Below are 16,994 nucleotides of genomic sequence, written 5' to 3'. Positions count from 1 at the left end.
GAGCCGAGCCCATGCTCGGCTGCTTTAGGTCTCAGCAACTCGGGGTAAGATCCGCGAAGGGCCTCTGACCCCGTGAAATGACGTGATCAGCTCCAATACTCCGGAGTCTTGTCCGGTACGTCTTGAGTACCGGCGCCGACCGAGCTAGCGTGCAGGAAATTCAGGCAAAGGAATTGCGGATGCATCCGGACCATGTTTCCTACGTTCACTTCACAAGCCCGGCGCAGCTCACTCGTGCGTTGAACTCACTGGCGGGCATCATCGAAGGGATCTCCATTGACAGAGAGATCAACGCCGATGAGCGTCGCTTCTTGGCGCACTGGATCCAAGATCATTTGCATCAGCGCCAGCAGCATCCGTTCACTGAACTGATGCCTGTGCTCGAGCGCTCACTTGGCGAAGGTCGCATGGATGAAGATGCGGCGGAGGATCTGCGATGGTTGATCGACCGGATGTGCTCAAGTGATCGGGTCAATGCCACCACAGCAGATCTCCAGCGACTTCATGCCGTACTGGGCGGAATAATCGCTGATGGCCAGATTTCAGAGGCCGAGCTACGTGGTCTTTCGGACTGGATGGATGAGCATTCCCATCTACAGGGATGCTGGCCGTACGACGAAATCGGACACCTCGTAGCCAAGGTACTGGCTGATGGTGTGGTGGATGCGCAGGAACAAGATCTGCTTCGCCAGTTCTTCAGCGAGTTCGTCGTCCTCGGCGATGACCGCACCTTGACCGATCCGTCGTTGCAGATCGCCGGTAGTCTGGTCGGGCTTTGTGCGGTGGCTCCCGAGATCCATTTCGAGGAGAGGGGATTCTGCTTTACGGGTGCATCGTCCCGAGGGTCGCGTGCCGATATCCAGGCGCTGGTAACGGCGCGAGGAGGGCGGGTGCACAGTGCACCTTCGAAAAAGGTTGACTACCTGGTGATTGGCGCTGAGGGAAACCCTTGCTGGAGCTACGCCTGCTACGGCCGCAAGGTGGAACGCGCAGTGGAACTGCGCAAGGAAGGACTGCGGATCATGATCGTTCACGAACGCGATTTCCATGACGCCTTGGTCGATTGAAGACGCGGGATCGGAGCCCCTTCGGGGATCCGACCCCAGGTCCCCCACCTGTCACATTGCCGCCGCATACTGACGCCCATCACATACCGCTTGGGGAAGTCGCAGTGAAGTCGTGGGGTTGTGCGTTGCTGTTGTCGCTGGCCGTGGCACCATCGGTGGCCATGAGTGCTGAATCCTCCACCCCGGCCGCGCACAAGGTGTCGGTCTACGGCCATCGCGGCGCAAGCGCGCTGTTGCCGGAGCACACCCTGGCGGCCTACGCCCAGGCGATCGCCGATGGCGCCGACTACATCGAACCGGACCTGGTGATGACCAAGGACGGGGTGATGGTGGCCCGCCACGAGAACGAGATCGGTGGCACCACCGACGTCGCCTCGCATCCGGAGTTCGCCAGCCGCCGCACCAGCAAGGTCATCGACGGGCAGAAGGTCGACGGCTGGTTCACCGAAGACTTCACCCTGGCAGAGCTGAAGACCCTGTACGCGCGCGAACGCCTGCCGGAGCTGCGCAGCACCGCCTACGACGGCCAGTTCCGCATCGCCAGCCTGGACGAGATCCTGGCCTTCCTGGTCCAGCAGGCCGGCCGCGCCAACCGCGGCATCGGCCTGGTGCCGGAGATCAAGCACCCGACCTACTTCCAGTCGATCAGCCTGCCGATGGAAGACAAACTACTGGCCGCGCTGCGTGGCAACCCCTATACCAACGTCGGCCCGGTCACCATCCAGTCGTTCGAGACCGCCAACCTGCGTTACCTGCGCGGCAAGATCCCGCGTGGCAGCAACATCCGCCTGCTGCAGCTGCTGTGGAAGGGCGACACCCAGCCGGCCGACATCGCCAAGGCCGGTGGCACGCTGACCTACGCGCAGATGATGACGCCGGCCGGATTGAAGGATATCGCCAGCTACGCCGACAGCATCGGCCCGGAGCTGCGCTCGATCATTCCGCTGGATGACAAGGGCGCACTGGGCACGCCGACCACGCTGGTGCGCGATGCGCATGCGGTGGGCCTGATGGTGATTCCGTACACCTTCCGCCCGGAGAACCGCTTCCAGGCCAGCAACCTGCGCAAGGGGGCCGACAACGCGCGCAATGCAGAGGGATCGATCGCCGAAATGCGTGCCTACCTGGCCACCGGCATCGATGCCTTCTTCACCGACGACCCGGCACTGGGCAGGCAGGCGGTGGATGGCACGGGCGCGGCAGGGAACTGAGCGATCAACGCCGCCGGGCATGGGCCGGCGCTACCCGGGGTGCCGGTGTGCTCCGGTAGGTGCCAACCTTGGTTGGCACACAACAACCGCGCCGACCAAGGTCGGCCACTACTGGGTCATGAGGTTGCCGGCCAGCGGCCGGCACCACCGTCACCTAGCTGCGCGGCTCGTCCGGCCGGCGGAACGGGATCACCACGTAGTCCTGGCCTTCGCGCGGCTGCCACAGCACCGGCACGCGCTGCGGTGACGGCGGCTCCAGCTCGTCGTCGGGCAGCGGTTCGATGTCTTCTTCCTCGTCTTCCCAGCTGTAGCGCGGGCGCGGCGGCAGCGGGTCGGCATTGCGGAACAGCAGCGCGGCGATGATGCCGGCGAAGGCGCCGCCCATGTGCGACTGCCAGGACACGCCGTCGGCGTGCGGCAGGATGGTCATCAGCATGCCGCCGTAGAACAGCATGCCGATCAGGCCGGTGGCAATCGCCGCGCGATCGCGGCGCAGCAGGCCCAGGCTGGCCAGCAGGAACATCAGGCCATGGGTCACGCCACTGGCGCCCAGGTGCACGCTGCCCGGATTGCCAAGCATCCACGCGCCGATGCCCGAGCCCAGCCACAGCAGGGGCAGCGCGCGAACGGTGGCTTTCGGGTAGACGCTGCCGGCCAGCGTGCCGAGGATCAGGATCGCAATGCTGTTGGCGACGATGTGCTCGACCGAGGCATGCAGCATCGGGCCGCCGATCAGGCCAAGCAGGCCCTTGGCTTCCAGCGGCGCGACCGCCCACGGTCGCCAGTCGAACGTGCCCTGCAGCGCGAACACGGCCACCAGCACCAGCACGGCGGCCAGGCTGGCATTGAACGCCCGCAGGATGCGCGAGCGGTCATTGCGGGGGGCCGGCACGTCGCCAGCGGGCAGGGGCGCGTTGTTGTCCATACCTCAGCAATGGCGGTGGTTGGCGCGAAACCAAGGCCACCGCGGCGGGAGAGTGGAAACGGCCGGCGGGACAATCCCACCGGCCGCGCCATCCAGCGGGTCGGGCTCAGGCCTGGCCTTCGCCTTCCTTCGGCGGGTACTTCAGGCTCAGTACCACGGTGGCGGCGATGATCACCGCCACCACGCCCAGCGACACCGGGGTCGGGATCTTGAACAGGTCGATGATCATCATCTTGATGCCGATGAAGCCCAGCACCAGTGCCAGGCCATACGGCAGCAGGTGGAAGCGGTCGGCCATGCCGGCCAGCAGGAAGAACATCGCACGCAGGCCCAGCACCGCGAACACGTTGGAGGTGAGCACGATGAACGGGTCGGTGGTGATCGCGAAGATCGCCGGGATGCTGTCCACCGCGAAGATCACGTCGGTGACCGCGATCAGGATCAGCACCGCGAACAGCGGGGTGAACCAGCGCACGCCATCGCGCTTCACGCTCAGCGCGTTGCCCGCGTAGTCCGGCAGCAGGCGCAGGTGCTTGCGCATCCAGCGCAGGGCCGGGTTGGTCTCCAGGTCCGGCTCCTGGCCGGCGGCGAACCACATCTTCCAGCCGGTGAACAGCAGGAAGGCACCGAACACGTAGAGCAGCCAATGGAACTGACTGATCAGCACGCTGCCGGCGAAGATCATGATCGTACGCAGCACGATCGCACCCAGGATGCCGATGATCAGCACCTTCTGGCGCTGTTCCTCCGGCACCGCGAAGTAGCTCATGATCATCAGGAAGACAAAGATGTTGTCGACCGCCAGCGCCTTCTCGACCAGGTAGCCGGTCAGGAACTCGAGGCCGACCTTGTTGGCCACCACCTGGCCGGCAGTCTCATTCAGGTAGTACCAGAGGCCCGCATTGAACAGCAGGGCCAGCGCGACCCAGCCGATGGACCACCACAAGGCCTCCTTGAAGGTGACCTTGTGCGGTCCACCATGGCGCATCAACACGAGGTCGACCAGCAGTGCGATGACCACCACCGCTGCGAAGCCGCCCCACAACCACACGTTACCGATCGTCTGCATTGGGAATGTCCGTTGGAAAGATGAATGCCAGGCCGGACGGCGAGGATCTGCAACGGAGGATCGGGAGGGGGATCCAGGGACAGAGCTTCGCCAGTACGGCGAAGGTCTCGCTCGCAGTCCCAGTCGGCTGGAACTGCCGTTGCACCGGAGCCTGCGGGCTCGAAATGACGGCGACAACGTCTGGGAGCTACTCCCCTTCTGACGCCGATTCTGCGGCTTGGCCGGGCCGCCGTCAAATGCCCCTGCACTGGGGTCGGATCCCCAACAGGGCTCCGCACCCCCGCTCTGGTAGATGCCCACCTTGGTTGGGATGCCGGCCCGGGTCAGAGCCGCTGCGGGAATCTGACCCCGGTGCCCGGTTTACAATAGGTGGATGAATACCCCCCTTCCGATTGTCCGCCTCAAGAATGCGTGGCGTTCCAGCCACCCGTGGATCTTCCAGAAACTGGTCGAGAAGCCGACCGTCCGGCCCAAGCCCGGTTCCATCGTCGACGTCGTCGGCATCGATGGTGAGTTCATTGGCCGCGGGTTCTACAACGGGCACTCGCGCATCGCCGTGCGCATCCTCGAAACCGATCAGAACGTGCCGGTGGATGCCGGCTGGTTCTCGCGCAAGATCGCCCAGGCGGTGTCGCTGCGCCGTGAGGTGCTCAAGCTCGATGCGGTCTCCGATGCCTGGCGCGTGGTGCACAGCGAAGGCGACGGCCTGTCCGGCCTGGTGGTCGACCGCTATGGCGATCTGGTGGTGGTCGAGTTCTTCGCCGCCGGCATGTTCCGCCATCGCGAGTGGATCTACGACGCCCTGCGCGAGCAGTTCCCAGGCTGCCGCTTCCACAGCTTCGCCGACGAGCACGTGCAGAAGCAGGAAAGTTTCGACTTCCACGGCAACACCACCACCGAAGCGTCGGTGATCACCGAGTACGGCATCAAGTTCCGCGCCGACCCGGCCGGTGCGCACAAGACCGGTTTCTTTGCCGACCAGCGCGAGAACCGCGAATGGCTGAGCCGGCAGGTGGAAGGCAAGAGCGTGCTCGACCTGTGCTGCAACACCGGCGGTTTCGCCGTGTATGCGGCGGCGCGTGGCGCTTCGGAAGTGGTCGGCATCGACATCGATGAAGACGTCATCCAGATCGCCAAGGGCAATTCGCGCCTGAACAACGTGCGCCCGAAGTTCGTCCAGTCCGACATCTTCCCGTGGCTGCGCGATGCCGCCAACCGCGGCGAGCAGTACGACGTGGTGATCCTGGACCCGGCGAAGATGACCCGCGACCGCGACCAGGTCATCACCGCGCTGAAGAAGTACCTGGACATGAACAAGCTGGCGCTGGGCGTGGTCAAGCCCGGTGGCCTGTTCGCCACGTTCTCGTGCACCGGCCTGGTGGCCGAGGACCAGTTCCTCGACATGCTGCGCCGCGCGGCCTATTTCTCCGGCCGCACGATCCAGATCCTGAAGGTGGCCGGCGCCGGTCCGGACCATCCGTTCATGGCCCACGTGCAGGAATCGCGTTATCTCAAGGCCGTGTTCTGCCGCGTGGTGGATTGACCGCGGGACGCTGTAGAGCCGAGCCCATGCTCGGCTGATCTGCCTGACAGCCTCAAGATCCGCCGGGCGTGGCCCGGCGCTACCCAATGCGCGGCCGCAGCGCTATGGTCGGGCTCTTCCCATTGCCGGTGAGAGCCCATGCCATCGTTGCGCCACCTGTCCGTCGTGCTTGCCCTGGCGCTGTGCGCGCCGCTGTCGGCTCATGCCATCGAGTTCAGCGCACAGGAACTGGTCCGCGCCAAGGCCCTGCAGCAGCGCCTGGTCACCCTCGACAGCCATCTGGATACGCCGGCCAATTTCGGCCGCAGCGGCTTCGACATCGAGCAGCGCCACGACCGCAACGCGCTCTCGCAGGTGGACTACCCGCGCATGGTCGAAGGCGCGCTGGACGGCGGTTTCTGGGCGATCTACACCGACCAGGGCGACCGCACCGCCGCCGCCCATCTGGCCGAGCGTGACCACGGCCTGCAGCGGCTGCTGGAGATCCGCGAAATGCTGGCCGCCAATCCCGAGCGTTTCGCGCTGGCATTGACCGCCGATGACGCGGCGCGGATCAAGGCTGCCGGCAAGCGCGTGGTCTACATCAGCATGGAAAACGCCAGCCCGCTGGTGGAAGACCCTAGCCTGCTCTCGTTCTATCACCGCGCCGGCCTGCGCCTGCTCAGTACCGTGCACTTCGCCAACAACGAGTTCGCCGATTCGGCCACCGATCCCAAGGGCGCGGAATGGAAAGGCCTGAGCCCGGCCGGCAAGGACCTGGTGCGGCAGGCGGTGAAGCTGGGCATCGTGATCGACCAGTCACATGCATCGGATGCGGTGTTCGACGATCTGCTGGCAATGATGCCGGTACCGTTCGTGCTGTCGCACAGCTCGGCCAAGGCGGTCTACGACCACCCGCGCAATCTCGACGACGCGCGCCTGCGCAAGCTGGCCAAGGCCGGCGGCGTGATCCAGGTGAATGCCTATGGTGGTTACCTGATCGACACCGCAAAGACGCCCGAGCGCAAGCAGGCCGAGGAAGCGCTGAGCAAACAGCTGGGTGGCTGGGAAGGCATGGGCATCGAACAGGGCGTTGCCCTGCTGAAGGCCGAGCAGGCGCTGGACCACGAGCATCCAGTGCGCCATGCCAGCCTGGACGATTTCTTCGCCCACTTCGAGCACATCCTCAAGGTGGTCGGCCCCGAGCACGTGGGCATTGGCCTGGACTGGGATGGCGGCGGTGGCCTGAGTGACCTGCCCGATGTCAGCCAGCTGCCGAAGATCACCGCGTGGCTGCTGCGCAAGGGCTATACCGAGAAGCAGATCGCCGGCATCTGGGGCGGCAACCTGCTGCGGGTGATGCGCCAGGCGCAGGACTACGCCGCAAAGCAGGGCGGTTGAAACGCCCTGCGGTGGTGGGGGGGGGGGGGGGGGGCGCCCAGTGGGGGGTAGAGCCTCTTTGTGGTGGCGCCGCCAGATTCCCCCCACTACCGGTGATCGGTCTATTTCGCGATCAGCGCATGGCGTCGGCTGTACAGCAGGTACAGCACCAGGCCGGCCACGTTCCACAGCAGGAAGTACAGCTGGGTGGTATGCGGCAGGCTGATGAACAGGTAGATGCAGCCCAGCGCGGCCAGCGGGCCGACCACGAAGGCCAGCGGCGTACGGAACGTGCGTTCGCGGTTGGGCTCGCGCAGGCGCAGCACCACCAGGCAGATGCCTACCGCAGTGAACGCGGCCAGGGTACCGGCGTTGGCCAGTGCGGCGATCTCGTCCAGGCGGGCGACACCGGCCAGCGCCGACACCACCACCGCAGTGAACAGCGTGGTCGCCACCGGCGTGCCGGTACGTGCATTCACCTTGGACAGGCGACGCGGCAGCAGGCCATCGCGGCTCATCACGAAGAAGATGCGGCTCTGGCCGTACAGGAAGGCCAACAGCACGGTCGGCAGGGCGATGATCGCAATCACGCCGATCACCATCGCCGCGGTCGGATGGCCCAGCTGGCGCATGATCAGGGCCAGCGGCTCGGCGCTGTGGCCGAACACCGCGTAGCTCATCGCACCCACGGCGGCCAGCGCCACCAGCACGTAGACGATGGTGCAGCCGATCATCGAACCGATGATGCCGATCGACAGGTCGCGGCCCGGGTTCTTGGTTTCCTCGGCGGCGGTGGAGATCGCATCGAAGCCGTAGAAGGCGAAGAAGATGATGGCCGCTGCCGCCATCACGCCGTGCTCGACGCCATCAGGGCCCATCGACTTGGCGAAACCGTAGGGCATGAACGGCTGCAGGTTGGCGCTGTCGAACGCAGGCAGGGCCACGGCCACGAAGATGGCCAGCGCGATCAGCTTGAACACCACCAGGATGGCGTTGAGCGTCGCGCTCTCCTTGGTGCCGGCCATCAGCATGCCGGCCACCAGCCAGGTGATGATGATCGCCGGCAGATTGATCATGCCGCCTTCCACATGCGGGCCGGCCGCCAGCCAGGCCGGCAGGTGCACGTTCCAGCCGAACTGGGTATGGACCCATTCGAGGAAGCCGACGAAGTAGCCGGACCAGCCCACCGCCACCGTACTCACCACCAGCGAGTACTCCAGGATCAGGCTCCAGCCCACCACCCAGGCAAACACCTCGCCCAGCGCGCTGTAGCTGTAGGTGTAGGCACTGCCGGCGGCCGGCATCATCGTCGACAGCTCGGCGTAGGACAGCGCCGCACAGGCGCAGACCGCACCGGCGATGGCGAAGGAGATCAGCACGGCCGGGCCGGCCAGGTTGGCACCCACGCCGATCAGCGTATAGATGCCGGTACCGACGATGGCGCCGATGCCCAGCGCGATCAGGTGCGGCCAGCTGAGCGTGGGGATCAGGCGCCTGCCGGCTTCGTGGACGGTGACGGAATCTAGGGACTTGCGCCGGAACAGGGACATGCAGGCCTCGGAAGGGGTGACTAAGAACGACAAGTTCCCGAGTGTGACCGAACGCAGCGCAGCATTACCACTGACGGGGGTCATGCATAGCGGGGCGCGCGCTGCGCCCCGGCCAGGCTGCCGGAATCGGCACAATCCGGCGGCAGCCACCGGTGTGCAATGGTCCCGGCCGCTGCTACGACTGGATGTTGGCCATGCCGCTGACCGAATAGCGCTCACCGGCCGCGGCATGCGGCGGGAAGGCCGCATCCAGTGCGTCCAGCGTGGCCGCATCCAGTTCCACCTGCAGCGCACCGAGGTTCTCGTCCAGCCGTACCCGCCGCGTCGTGCCCGGAATCGGCACGATGTGCTCGCCGCGCGACAGCACCCAGGCCAGCGCCAGCTGCGAGGCGGCGATGCCGCGCTCGGCGGCCAGCGTCTGTACGGTGTCCACCAGTGCAAGGTTGCGCTGGAAGTTTTCGCCTTCGAAGCGGGGCGAGGTGCGCCGGTAATCGTCGGCGTCGAAGTCGTCCGGGCTGCGGATGGCGCCGGTCAGGAAGCCACGGCCCAGCGGCGAATACGGCACGAAGCCGATGCCCAGTTCCGCCGTGGTGGCCAGCACTCCGTTCTGCTCCGGATCGCGCGACCACAGCGAGTACTCGCTCTGCACCGCCGTGATCGGGTGGACCGCATGGGCACGGCGGAGGGTGGCCGCCGAGGCCTCGGACAAGCCCAGCCAGCGCACCTTGCCCTGTTCCACCAGGCGTGCCATCGCACCTACGGTGTCCTCGATCGGCACGGTCGGGTCGACGCGGTGCTGGTAGTACAGGTCGATGTGGTCCACGCCCAGGCGGCGCAGGCTGGCCTCGCAGGCGGCCTGCACATAGTCCGGGTGGCCGTTGACCGGCCGCCCCTTCGGGTCGGTCGGGTCCAGGCCGATACCGAACTTGCTGGCCAGGAACACCTGGTTGCGGCGGCCGGCAATCGCGCGGCCGACCAGCACCTCGTTGGTGTGCGGGCCATACACATCGGCGGTGTCGAGCAGGGTCACGCCCCGGTCCAGCGCGTGCCGGATGACGGCAATGCCGTCATCGTCACTGCCGCGGCCGCCGTAGTAGGCGCTCATGCCCATGCAGCCCAGGCCGAGGGTGGACACGGTGGGGCCGGCGCGGCCGAGAGTACGGGTCTTCATGCGGATCTCCTTGGGGAAGGCGCCACGCCTGGATGGGCAGTGACGAGGGGCACAGCATCCTCCACGTCATCATGTGGATAAACTGCGTGCCACCGGACTTACCTTGAAGACTGGCTTCACAATGGATGCCTCCGTCCCCCTCACCGCTGTGGTCGCCTTCGTCCACGTGGCCGAGCACGCCAGCTTTACCCGCGCCGCCGATGCCCTGGGCGTGTCGACCTCGGCGCTGTCACAGAGCGTGCGCGCGCTGGAAGCGCGGATGGGCGTGCGCCTGCTGCAGCGGACCACACGGCGGGTCAGCCTGACCGAACACGGCGCGCGCTTCCTGCAGCGCGTGCGCGGCGGCCTGGACCAGATCGACCAGGCCTTTGCCGAACTGGACAGCGCGCGCTCGGTGCCTGCCGGGCGGCTGCGTGTGACCCTGCCGCGCATCGTCGCCGATCGCATGGTCCTGCCGCGGCTGCCCGATTTCCTTGCGCGCTACCCGCAGGTGCAGGTGGAACTGTGCGTCGACCCGGCGCTGACCGATCTGGTGGCCGAGGGCTTCGACGCCGGCATCCGCCTCGGCGAATCACTCGCACAGGGCATGATCGCGGTGCCGGTCGGGCCACCTGAGCGCCAGGTGGTGGTGGCCACGCCGGCCTATTTCGAACGCCATGGCGTGCCGCAGACCCCGCATGACCTGCAGGGCCACGCCTGCATCGTGCACCGCCTGGCCAATGGCCGGCTGATGCCCTGGGAGTTCAGCCGCGAAGGCCACGACCTGGACGTGGAAGTGAGCGGGCGGCTGGTGTTCAACGATGCCGGCGTCGCCCATCACGCTGTGCTGGCGGGGCTGGGCATGGCCCAAGGCTTCGCTTCGCTGATGGCCGACGACATCGCCGCTGGGCGACTGCAGAGCGTGCTGCAGGACTGGCAGCCGCCGTTCCCCGGCTTCCACCTGTACTACCCCGCGCGTGAGCAGATGGCGCCCAAGCTGCGGGTGTTCATCGATCACCTGCGCGCGGAGATGCACCACCGGTAGATGCCAACCTTGGTTGGCATGCTTCAATCGACCACGCGCGCCGCTACGCCTCCCGGCCAATGGCAGCCATCCTCGTGCCACGCCTCGACGTCCTCGTTGAACTCGATACGTCGCCCGTCGCGGGCGCGCTCGTAGCTGAAACCGTAGACGTGCGCGCCCTGGGTGCTCAGGTAGTAGCGCCCATTGAGGCGGCCACCGATGCGTTCTTCCCAGACGCTGTCGAACTGGTACGGGCGGTCTTCGGCCAGCACCGTCGTTTCCTGCGACACCTGTTGCAGTTGCAGGCGGCCTCGCTGCCCGGCGTACTGCACGTCGGCGCTGCCATCGTCCAGCCAGCGCCACAGCAGGTGGATGCCGTCGTTGCGGCCCCCGGTGAGGCAGCGATGGTCCTGCACGCTGGCCGCTGCGGTGTCGGCCAGAAGCCCGATGAACACCAGCACCAGCAGCCGCCGGATCATCCGTTCAGCCCCAACCGGATGCCGAACCCCACCAGGAACAGGCCGGCCACGCGGCGCAGCGCATCGCTGATCCGCGGGTGCTGGATCAACCGGCGACGGGCCAGGTTGCCCACACCGATCAGCATCGAGCAGTAGCCGATGCTGACCACCAGGATGATGCCGGCCAGTGCCGCGAAGGTGGCGATGCCCTGGTGTGCCTTCGGATCGATGAACAACGGCAGGAAGGCCATGTAGAACAGGATCGCCTTCGGGTTGAGCAGGCTGACCAGGATCGCCTGCTGGAAGTAGCGGCCCGTCTGCATGCGGATCGGGCCGGCGTCACCCCCCTCGTGTTTCGGCGTGCGCAGCAGGCTGATGCCCACCCACACCAGGTAGGCCGCACCCAGGTACTGCACGGCGTGGAACACCAGTGGGTTGGCCTTCAGCAGTGCGGCCACACCGGCCAGCGCCAGCCACATCAGGATCTGGTCGCCGACCAGCAGGCCGGCCAGCGCGGTGTAGCCGCCACGCACGCCGCCCCGGCCGGTGGCGGTCAGCAGGGTGAAGGTGCCGGGGCCGGGCAGGGCGAGAAACACCAGCACAGCGACCAGAAACGTCCACAGGTCCTGGATGCCCATCCACGGCATGGCGGCGTTCTCTCTTACGGGGGGCCGCCATTGTCGGCCAGTGCTGCACTTGGCGACAGGGGGCTGGCGAGGCCATCGGGCATGCCAGACAGCAGCGGTTGCAGGTGCTGGCGCAGCTGCGCATGCAGTTGCCGTACCGCTGGCGAGAACTGCTTGCGGTGCGGGCATACCAGCTGCAGCGGGATGCTGCTGCCAACACCGTCCAGCAGCAGCTGCAGGCGCCCGGCCAGCACGTCCTCGCGCAGGTCCAGCCAGGACTTGTAGGTGATGCCTTCGCCGGCCACCGCCCAGCGTCGCACTACATCGGCGTCGTCGCAGACCAGCGGACCGCGCACCGGAATCACGCTGCGGCGCCCGTCAACCTCGAACGACCAGCGATCGTAGGCGCGGCCACTGAGCTGGTAGACCAGGCAGTCGTGCTCGCGCAGTTCGTCCAGGCGTGTGGGCGTACCGCGCCGCTGCAGATAGTCGGGCGAGGCCGCGAGCACGCGCCGGTTGCCTTCCAGCAGGGGCAGGGCGACGTAGTTGGCGTCGTCGAAGTGGCCGATGCGGATGGCCACGTCGACCGGGTCGCGGAACACATCGGCCACCTCGTCGGACAAGCGCAGGTGCAGGCGCAGCCGCGGGTGCGCGGCGCGGAAGGCGCTCAGCCAGGGCAGTAGCAGGTTGCGGCCGAGGTCCGAGGGCGCCGACAGCTGCAGGGTGCCGTGCAGCTCGGTGTCCTCGCCCTGCACGCGCGCCTGGCCCTCGCGCAGGGTGGCCAGCACCTCCTGCGCATATGGCAGGTACAGTGCGCCCTCGCCGGTCAGGCGCAGGCTGCGGGTGGTACGCACGAACAGGCGAAGGTCCAGCTCGCGTTCCAGCCGCGCCACCGCCGCGGCGACCTGCCCCGGCAGCAGATCGGCCTCGCGCGCCGCCTGCGAGAAGCTGCCCAGCGCGGCAGTGCGGACGAACAGCTGCAGATCGTCGAAGCGGATCATCTTCATTGCCAGAGTGAAAGTGCTGCCCGATTCTGCGCCTTTCTGCGGGAGCGCGCGCGGCGCAACCTGTCGCCTCCTTCCCCACTGGACCGCTGCCATGCGCGCCATTGCCTACACCCAAGCCGGCCTGCCGATCGATGATGCCCAGGCCCTGATCGACATCGAACTGGAGCTGCCACAGCCCGGCCCGCGTGACCTGCGCGTGGCGGTGCGCGCGGTGGCGGTGAACCCGGTCGACACCAAGGTCCGCCGTGGCGTGGCCACCGACGGCCCGCGCGTGCTGGGCTGGGATGCGGTCGGCATCGTCGATGCGGTGGGCAGCGAGGTGACCCTGTTCCAGCCTGGCGATGCGGTCTACTACGCCGGCGTGATCGACCGGCCGGGCAGCAATGCCGAATACCAGCTGGTGGACGAGCGCAGCGTCGGCCGCAAGCCGGCCAGTCTCGACGATGCGGCCGCCGCAGCGTTGCCGCTGACCGCCATCACCGCCTGGGAGCTGCTGTTCGACCGTCTGCGTATTCCCGAGGGCGGTGGCGAGGGCCAGGCCCTGCTGGTGATCGGTGCTGCCGGTGGTGTCGGTTCGATCCTGGTGCAGCTGGCGCGGAAGCTGACCAAGCTGACCGTGATCGGCACCGCTTCGCGTCCGGATACCCAGGACTGGGTCTACGCGATGGGCGCGCACCACGTGATCGACCACAGCCTGCCGCTGGCCGAGGGCCTGGCATGGCTCGGCATCAGCGAGGTGCAGCACGTGGCCAGCCTGACCCACTCCGACCAGCACTACGCGCAGATCGTGGAGCTGCTGGCGCCGCAGGGCCAGCTCGGCCTGATCGATGACCCGGGCCAGGTGGATGTGATGGCGCTCAAGCGCAAGGCGCTGTCACTGCACTGGGAATCGATGTTCACCCGGCCGCTGTACCGCACCGCCGACATGCAGCGCCAGCACGATCTGTTGAACCGGGTGGCCGAGCTGATCGACACGGGCGTGCTGCAGACCACCCTGGGCGAGCATTTCGGACGCATCGACGCAGCCAACCTGCGCCGTGCCCATGCGCTGCTGGAGAGCCATCGCGCCAAGGGCAAGATCGTGCTGGAAGGCTGGTAGGAGCAGACGCTGTCTGTAGAGCCGGGCCCACGCTCGGCTGCCGTTCGCGCGTGGGCGTCAGCCGAGCATAGGCTCGGCTCTACGGAGCTTCATCCACGCATGGCGTGGATCAGCCGTGTCGACCAGGGGCGACACCTACCAACAGCTGCGGGAACCACGGCTCACGCCACGCCGTTGTCGACGTGTTCGGCGAAACCGGGCTGCTCTCGCAGGCGCTCGAACCATGCGACGAGGTGGGGCAGCGCGGGCTTGCTGCCCGGCGTGCTGCGCCAGCGTTGGGTCGACAGCCCCAGCACGATATCTGCAAGGGTGAAGGTGCTGCCTGCCACGTAGGCATCGGTGGCGGCCAGCTGGGCTTCAAGCACACCCATCAGCCGGTTCCACTGCGCCAGGCTGGCCTCGGCGCGGGCATCGTCCGGGTAGTCCGGATGCTGGCGTACGCGCGCCATGAACACGTGGCGCCAGGCGCTGTTGAGGTCGCTGGCCTGCCAGTCCATCCACTGCTCCACCCGGGCCCGGTCCTTCGCTGCAGGTGGCAGCAGATCCTCGCGACCGGCGCGTGCGGCCAGGTAGCGGCAGATGCTGTTGGATTCCCACAGCACGAAGTCGCCATCGCGCAGCACCGGCACCTGCCGGTTGGGGTTCAGCGCGGCCAGCAGGTCCGGCGGGGGGGCCGGTTCGTGGTGCAGGGGCAAGTCCAGACCGGCGCACAGCCACAGCACCTTGCGCACATTGATGGAGGTGGGCTTTCCGTACAGAGCGAGCATGGTCCTGACGCAGCAGCTGAGACTCGGCCAGCCTACACTTGCCCCATGCAAACCGAATATCTGCTCATTGGCGGTCTTCTATTGGCCGTGCTCATCCTGCAGCTGGTCGCCCTGCTGCGCCGCCCGCCGCACGACCGCCTGGAGCAGGCGGTGCGGGAGGAGGCGCGCGCCGGGCGCAGCGAACTGCGCGAACAGCTCGATGGCTTCGCCCGCGCGCTGACCGATCTGTCCACCCGCACCGACCAGCGCCTGGACCTGCTGCGCGAAGCGCTGGGCGAAGATGCCCGCAAGGCGCGCGCCGAAGCGGCCGAGAGCCAGCAGAGGGGCGCGGCGTTGATGGGACAGCGGCTGCAGGAACTGCGGGGCCAGCTGGAGACCTTCGGCCAGCAGCAGGAAGCGCGCATCCATGCGTTTGGCCAGCAGCTGCAGGAGCTCACCGGGCGTACCGATACCCAGCTCGGCGCGCTGCGCCAGACCCTGGTGGACGATGCACGCAAGGGCCGCGAGGAGGGCGCGCAGTCGCAGCAGCGCCTGACCGAAAGCCTTGGCCTGCGCCTGCAGGAACTGACCCAGCGCAACGAGCAGCGCATCGCCGAGATGCGCACGACGCTGGAAGAACAGCTGCGCGCGCTGCAGAACGACAACGCGCAGAAGCTGGAGCAGATGCGCCACACCGTGGACGAGAAGCTGCAGTCCACGCTGGAAACGCGGCTGGGCAATTCCTTCAAGCTGGTCTCCGAGCGCCTGGAACAGGTGCAGCGTGGCCTCGGCGAAATGCAGCAGCTGGCCACCGGCGTCGGCGACCTCAAGCGCGTGCTGACCAACGTCAAGAACCGTGGCAGCTGGGGTGAAGTGCAGCTGGAGAACATCCTCGAGCAGACGCTCACCCAGGAGCAGTACGCGCGTGCGGTGAAGGTGCGCCCGGATAGTGGCGAGATGGTCGATATCGCCGTGCGCCTGCCGGGCCGCAGCAGCGACGACACGCCGGTGTGGCTGCCGATCGACTCCAAGTTCCCGCGCGAGGACTACGAGCGCCTGCTGGACGCGCAGGAACAGGGAGACGCCGAGGGTGTGCGCCTGCAGGGCATCCAGCTTGAACGCGCGGTGCGCGTGCAGGCCAAGTCGATCTGCGACAAGTACATCGCGCCGCCGCACACCACCGACTTCGCGGTGATGTTCCTGCCCACCGAGGGCCTGTATGCCGAAGTGATCCGGCGCCCGGGCCTGGTCGACCTGCTGCAGCGCGAGCACCGCGTGGTGGTGGCCGGCCCGACCACGGTCACCGCGCTGCTCAACAGCCTGCAGATGGGCTTCCGCACGCTGGCCATCGAGCAGCGTTCCAGCGAGGTGTGGAGCCTGCTGGGTGCGGTGAAGAGCGAGTTCGGCAAGTTCGCCGGCATCCTCGAAAAGGCCGAGAAGCAGATCACCACGGTGGGTCGCAGCATCGGCGAGGCCAGCCGCAAGACCCGCACCATCGAACGGCGCCTGCGTGGCGTGGAGTCGCTGGCGTCCGAACAGGCACAGTCGTTGCTCGGCGATCTGGCCAAGGGTGATGCGGCCGCCGAGGACGAGGGCAGTGAAGGCGACGGCGACGAGGCCTGAGCCACGCTGACACGCCGCCTGCATCGCCGATGCGTATGCTGGCGGCCTGTCCGCTTCGATCAGGTATCGTCATGCGCCTGCGCCGCTTCACCAGCCTAGTCCTGACCGCGCTGCTTGCCGCCTGCAGCAGCACACCACCGGCTGCCGATACGGCGGCGGCATCCGCCGCAGCCACCAGCCCCGAAGCGGCCGAGGCGTACCGCGAAGCGCGCGACGTCGACTGCCAGGCCGCTGGCGGCACCCTGCAGCGGCTGGGCCGGCTGCAGCGCGAACAGTGCGTGATTCCTTACGCCGACGCCGGCAAGGCCTGCAGCCGCAAGAGCGACTGCATGGGCCAGTGCCTGGCCGGCGGCGAGGTGACTGTCGGCAGCGTCGCCACCGGGATCTGCCAGCGCGATGTGCGCCAGAACTTCGGATGCCGCCAGCGCATTGATGAGGGCAAGGCGCAGGGCATGATCTGCGTGGATTGAATCCTGCCTGTAGAGGGGGGGGGGGGGGGGGGGGGGGGGGGGGGGGGGGGGGGGGGGGGGGGGGGGG

At 67.3% G+C, this 16,994-nt stretch carries 16 protein-coding genes; 8 read left to right on the top strand and 8 right to left on the bottom strand.

Features of this window, described 5'->3' with window-relative positions; all coding sequences use genetic code 11:
- Positions 1–149 precede the first annotated feature (149 nt).
- Complete coding sequence (locus ACTJJM_RS07720; protein ID WP_227199920.1) at positions 150–1,067, top strand: BRCT domain-containing protein; 918 nt, start codon at positions 150–152, stop codon at positions 1,065–1,067.
- A 104-nt stretch (positions 1,068–1,171) separates the two neighbouring features.
- A complete protein-coding gene (locus tag ACTJJM_RS07715; protein ID WP_440865384.1) occupies positions 1,172–2,278 on the top strand; it encodes a glycerophosphodiester phosphodiesterase in 1,107 nt (368 codons plus the stop codon).
- A gap of 154 nt (positions 2,279–2,432) precedes the next feature.
- Here the strand turns inward: ACTJJM_RS07715 and ACTJJM_RS07710 are convergent, their stop codons facing one another.
- Positions 2,433–3,203 carry a rhomboid family intramembrane serine protease gene (locus tag ACTJJM_RS07710; RefSeq protein ID WP_019336827.1) on the bottom strand — a complete coding sequence of 257 codons (771 nt, stop codon included), beginning with the start codon at positions 3,201–3,203 and terminating at the stop codon, positions 2,433–2,435.
- A 106-nt stretch (positions 3,204–3,309) separates the two neighbouring features.
- Entirely contained in the window at positions 3,310–4,272 is a 963-nt protein-coding gene (locus tag ACTJJM_RS07705; RefSeq protein ID WP_010487446.1) for a TerC family protein, read from the bottom strand.
- A 373-nt stretch (positions 4,273–4,645) separates the two neighbouring features.
- Here ACTJJM_RS07705 and ACTJJM_RS07700 point away from each other — a divergent pair, with 373 nt between their 5' ends.
- Both ACTJJM_RS07700 and ACTJJM_RS07695 read left to right on the top strand, forming a co-directional pair.
- Positions 4,646–5,815, top strand: a complete 1,170-nt coding sequence (locus ACTJJM_RS07700) for a class I SAM-dependent rRNA methyltransferase (protein ID WP_043397689.1) — start codon at positions 4,646–4,648, stop codon at positions 5,813–5,815.
- Positions 5,816–5,953: 138 nt separating this feature from the next.
- On the top strand, positions 5,954–7,195 hold the full coding sequence (locus ACTJJM_RS07695; RefSeq protein WP_440865383.1) for a dipeptidase: 1,242 nt from the start codon (positions 5,954–5,956) through the stop codon (positions 7,193–7,195).
- Between the two features lie 101 nt (positions 7,196–7,296).
- Here the strand turns inward: ACTJJM_RS07695 and ACTJJM_RS07690 are convergent, their stop codons facing one another.
- Both ACTJJM_RS07690 and ACTJJM_RS07685 read right to left on the bottom strand, forming a co-directional pair.
- Positions 7,297–8,724, bottom strand: coding sequence for an amino acid permease (locus tag ACTJJM_RS07690; protein ID WP_440865382.1), 1,428 nt, complete (start codon positions 8,722–8,724; stop codon positions 7,297–7,299).
- 175 nt (positions 8,725–8,899) lie between these two features.
- On the bottom strand, positions 8,900–9,895 hold the full coding sequence (locus ACTJJM_RS07685) for an aldo/keto reductase (protein ID WP_010487455.1): 996 nt from the start codon (positions 9,893–9,895) through the stop codon (positions 8,900–8,902).
- 121 nt (positions 9,896–10,016) lie between these two features.
- Between ACTJJM_RS07685 and ACTJJM_RS07680 the strand changes: the two genes are divergently transcribed.
- Complete coding sequence (locus ACTJJM_RS07680; protein WP_029380155.1) at positions 10,017–10,919, top strand: LysR family transcriptional regulator; 903 nt, start codon at positions 10,017–10,019, stop codon at positions 10,917–10,919.
- Between the two features lie 23 nt (positions 10,920–10,942).
- Here the strand turns inward: ACTJJM_RS07680 and ACTJJM_RS07675 are convergent, their stop codons facing one another.
- The 3 genes from ACTJJM_RS07675 to ACTJJM_RS07665 are packed head-to-tail and all read right to left on the bottom strand — an operon-like array spanning position 10,943 to position 12,989.
- The gene (locus ACTJJM_RS07675) at positions 10,943–11,377 is read right to left on the bottom strand and encodes a hypothetical protein (RefSeq protein WP_010487459.1); all 435 of its coding nucleotides are present in this window, start codon (positions 11,375–11,377) and stop codon (positions 10,943–10,945) included.
- A complete protein-coding gene (gene leuE / locus ACTJJM_RS07670; protein WP_440865381.1) occupies positions 11,374–12,003 on the bottom strand; it encodes a leucine efflux protein LeuE in 630 nt (209 codons plus the stop codon). Before leuE ends, ACTJJM_RS07675 begins: the two co-directional genes overlap by 4 nt.
- 14 nt (positions 12,004–12,017) lie before the next feature.
- Complete coding sequence (locus ACTJJM_RS07665; protein ID WP_440865380.1) at positions 12,018–12,989, bottom strand: LysR substrate-binding domain-containing protein; 972 nt, start codon at positions 12,987–12,989, stop codon at positions 12,018–12,020.
- Between the two features lie 91 nt (positions 12,990–13,080).
- Between ACTJJM_RS07665 and ACTJJM_RS07660 the strand changes: the two genes are divergently transcribed.
- Positions 13,081–14,088 (top strand): zinc-binding alcohol dehydrogenase family protein, encoded by a 1,008-nt coding sequence (locus ACTJJM_RS07660; protein WP_440865379.1) that lies wholly within the window; start codon positions 13,081–13,083, stop codon positions 14,086–14,088.
- A 161-nt stretch (positions 14,089–14,249) separates the two neighbouring features.
- Here the strand turns inward: ACTJJM_RS07660 and ACTJJM_RS07655 are convergent, their stop codons facing one another.
- Positions 14,250–14,855, bottom strand: a complete 606-nt coding sequence (locus ACTJJM_RS07655; RefSeq protein ID WP_010487466.1) for a glutathione S-transferase family protein — start codon at positions 14,853–14,855, stop codon at positions 14,250–14,252.
- A 45-nt stretch (positions 14,856–14,900) separates the two neighbouring features.
- Between ACTJJM_RS07655 and rmuC the strand changes: the two genes are divergently transcribed.
- On the top strand, positions 14,901–16,457 hold the full coding sequence (gene rmuC / locus ACTJJM_RS07650; protein ID WP_241874153.1) for a DNA recombination protein RmuC: 1,557 nt from the start codon (positions 14,901–14,903) through the stop codon (positions 16,455–16,457).
- 71 nt (positions 16,458–16,528) lie between these two features.
- Positions 16,529–16,927, top strand: coding sequence for a hypothetical protein (locus ACTJJM_RS07645; RefSeq protein WP_241874152.1), 399 nt, complete (start codon positions 16,529–16,531; stop codon positions 16,925–16,927).
- The last annotated feature ends 67 nt before the right edge of the window (positions 16,928–16,994 follow it).

The organism is Stenotrophomonas sp. 22692 (assembly GCF_052045015.1).
GTDB classification, from domain to species: Bacteria; Pseudomonadota; Gammaproteobacteria; order Xanthomonadales; family Xanthomonadaceae; genus Stenotrophomonas; species Stenotrophomonas geniculata.
Note: the sequence above shows the minus strand (reverse complement) of the source record. Positions and strands in the feature narration are given on the sequence as shown.

What these genes read in the sequence shown, in the direction of transcription:
- ACTJJM_RS07710 (WP_019336827.1), bottom strand. Translation starts at nt 3,203, where the DNA reads ATGGACAACAACGCGCCCCTGCCCGCTGGCGACGTGCCGGCCCCCCGC.
- ACTJJM_RS07705 (WP_010487446.1), bottom strand. Translation starts at nt 4,272, where the DNA reads ATGCAGACGATCGGTAACGTGTGGTTGTGGGGCGGCTTCGCAGCGGTG.
- ACTJJM_RS07700 (WP_043397689.1), top strand. Translation starts at nt 4,646, where the DNA reads ATGAATACCCCCCTTCCGATTGTCCGCCTCAAGAATGCGTGGCGTTCC.
- ACTJJM_RS07695 (WP_440865383.1), top strand. Translation starts at nt 5,954, where the DNA reads ATGCCATCGTTGCGCCACCTGTCCGTCGTGCTTGCCCTGGCGCTGTGC.
- ACTJJM_RS07690 (WP_440865382.1), bottom strand. Translation starts at nt 8,724, where the DNA reads ATGTCCCTGTTCCGGCGCAAGTCCCTAGATTCCGTCACCGTCCACGAA.
- ACTJJM_RS07685 (WP_010487455.1), bottom strand. Translation starts at nt 9,895, where the DNA reads ATGAAGACCCGTACTCTCGGCCGCGCCGGCCCCACCGTGTCCACCCTC.
- ACTJJM_RS07680 (WP_029380155.1), top strand. Translation starts at nt 10,017, where the DNA reads ATGGATGCCTCCGTCCCCCTCACCGCTGTGGTCGCCTTCGTCCACGTG.
- ACTJJM_RS07675 (WP_010487459.1), bottom strand. Translation starts at nt 11,377, where the DNA reads ATGATCCGGCGGCTGCTGGTGCTGGTGTTCATCGGGCTTCTGGCCGAC.
- leuE (WP_440865381.1), bottom strand. Translation starts at nt 12,003, where the DNA reads ATGCCGTGGATGGGCATCCAGGACCTGTGGACGTTTCTGGTCGCTGTG.
- ACTJJM_RS07665 (WP_440865380.1), bottom strand. Translation starts at nt 12,989, where the DNA reads ATGAAGATGATCCGCTTCGACGATCTGCAGCTGTTCGTCCGCACTGCC.
- ACTJJM_RS07660 (WP_440865379.1), top strand. Translation starts at nt 13,081, where the DNA reads ATGCGCGCCATTGCCTACACCCAAGCCGGCCTGCCGATCGATGATGCC.
- ACTJJM_RS07655 (WP_010487466.1), bottom strand. Translation starts at nt 14,855, where the DNA reads ATGCTCGCTCTGTACGGAAAGCCCACCTCCATCAATGTGCGCAAGGTG.
- rmuC (WP_241874153.1), top strand. Translation starts at nt 14,901, where the DNA reads ATGCAAACCGAATATCTGCTCATTGGCGGTCTTCTATTGGCCGTGCTC.
- ACTJJM_RS07645 (WP_241874152.1), top strand. Translation starts at nt 16,529, where the DNA reads ATGCGCCTGCGCCGCTTCACCAGCCTAGTCCTGACCGCGCTGCTTGCC.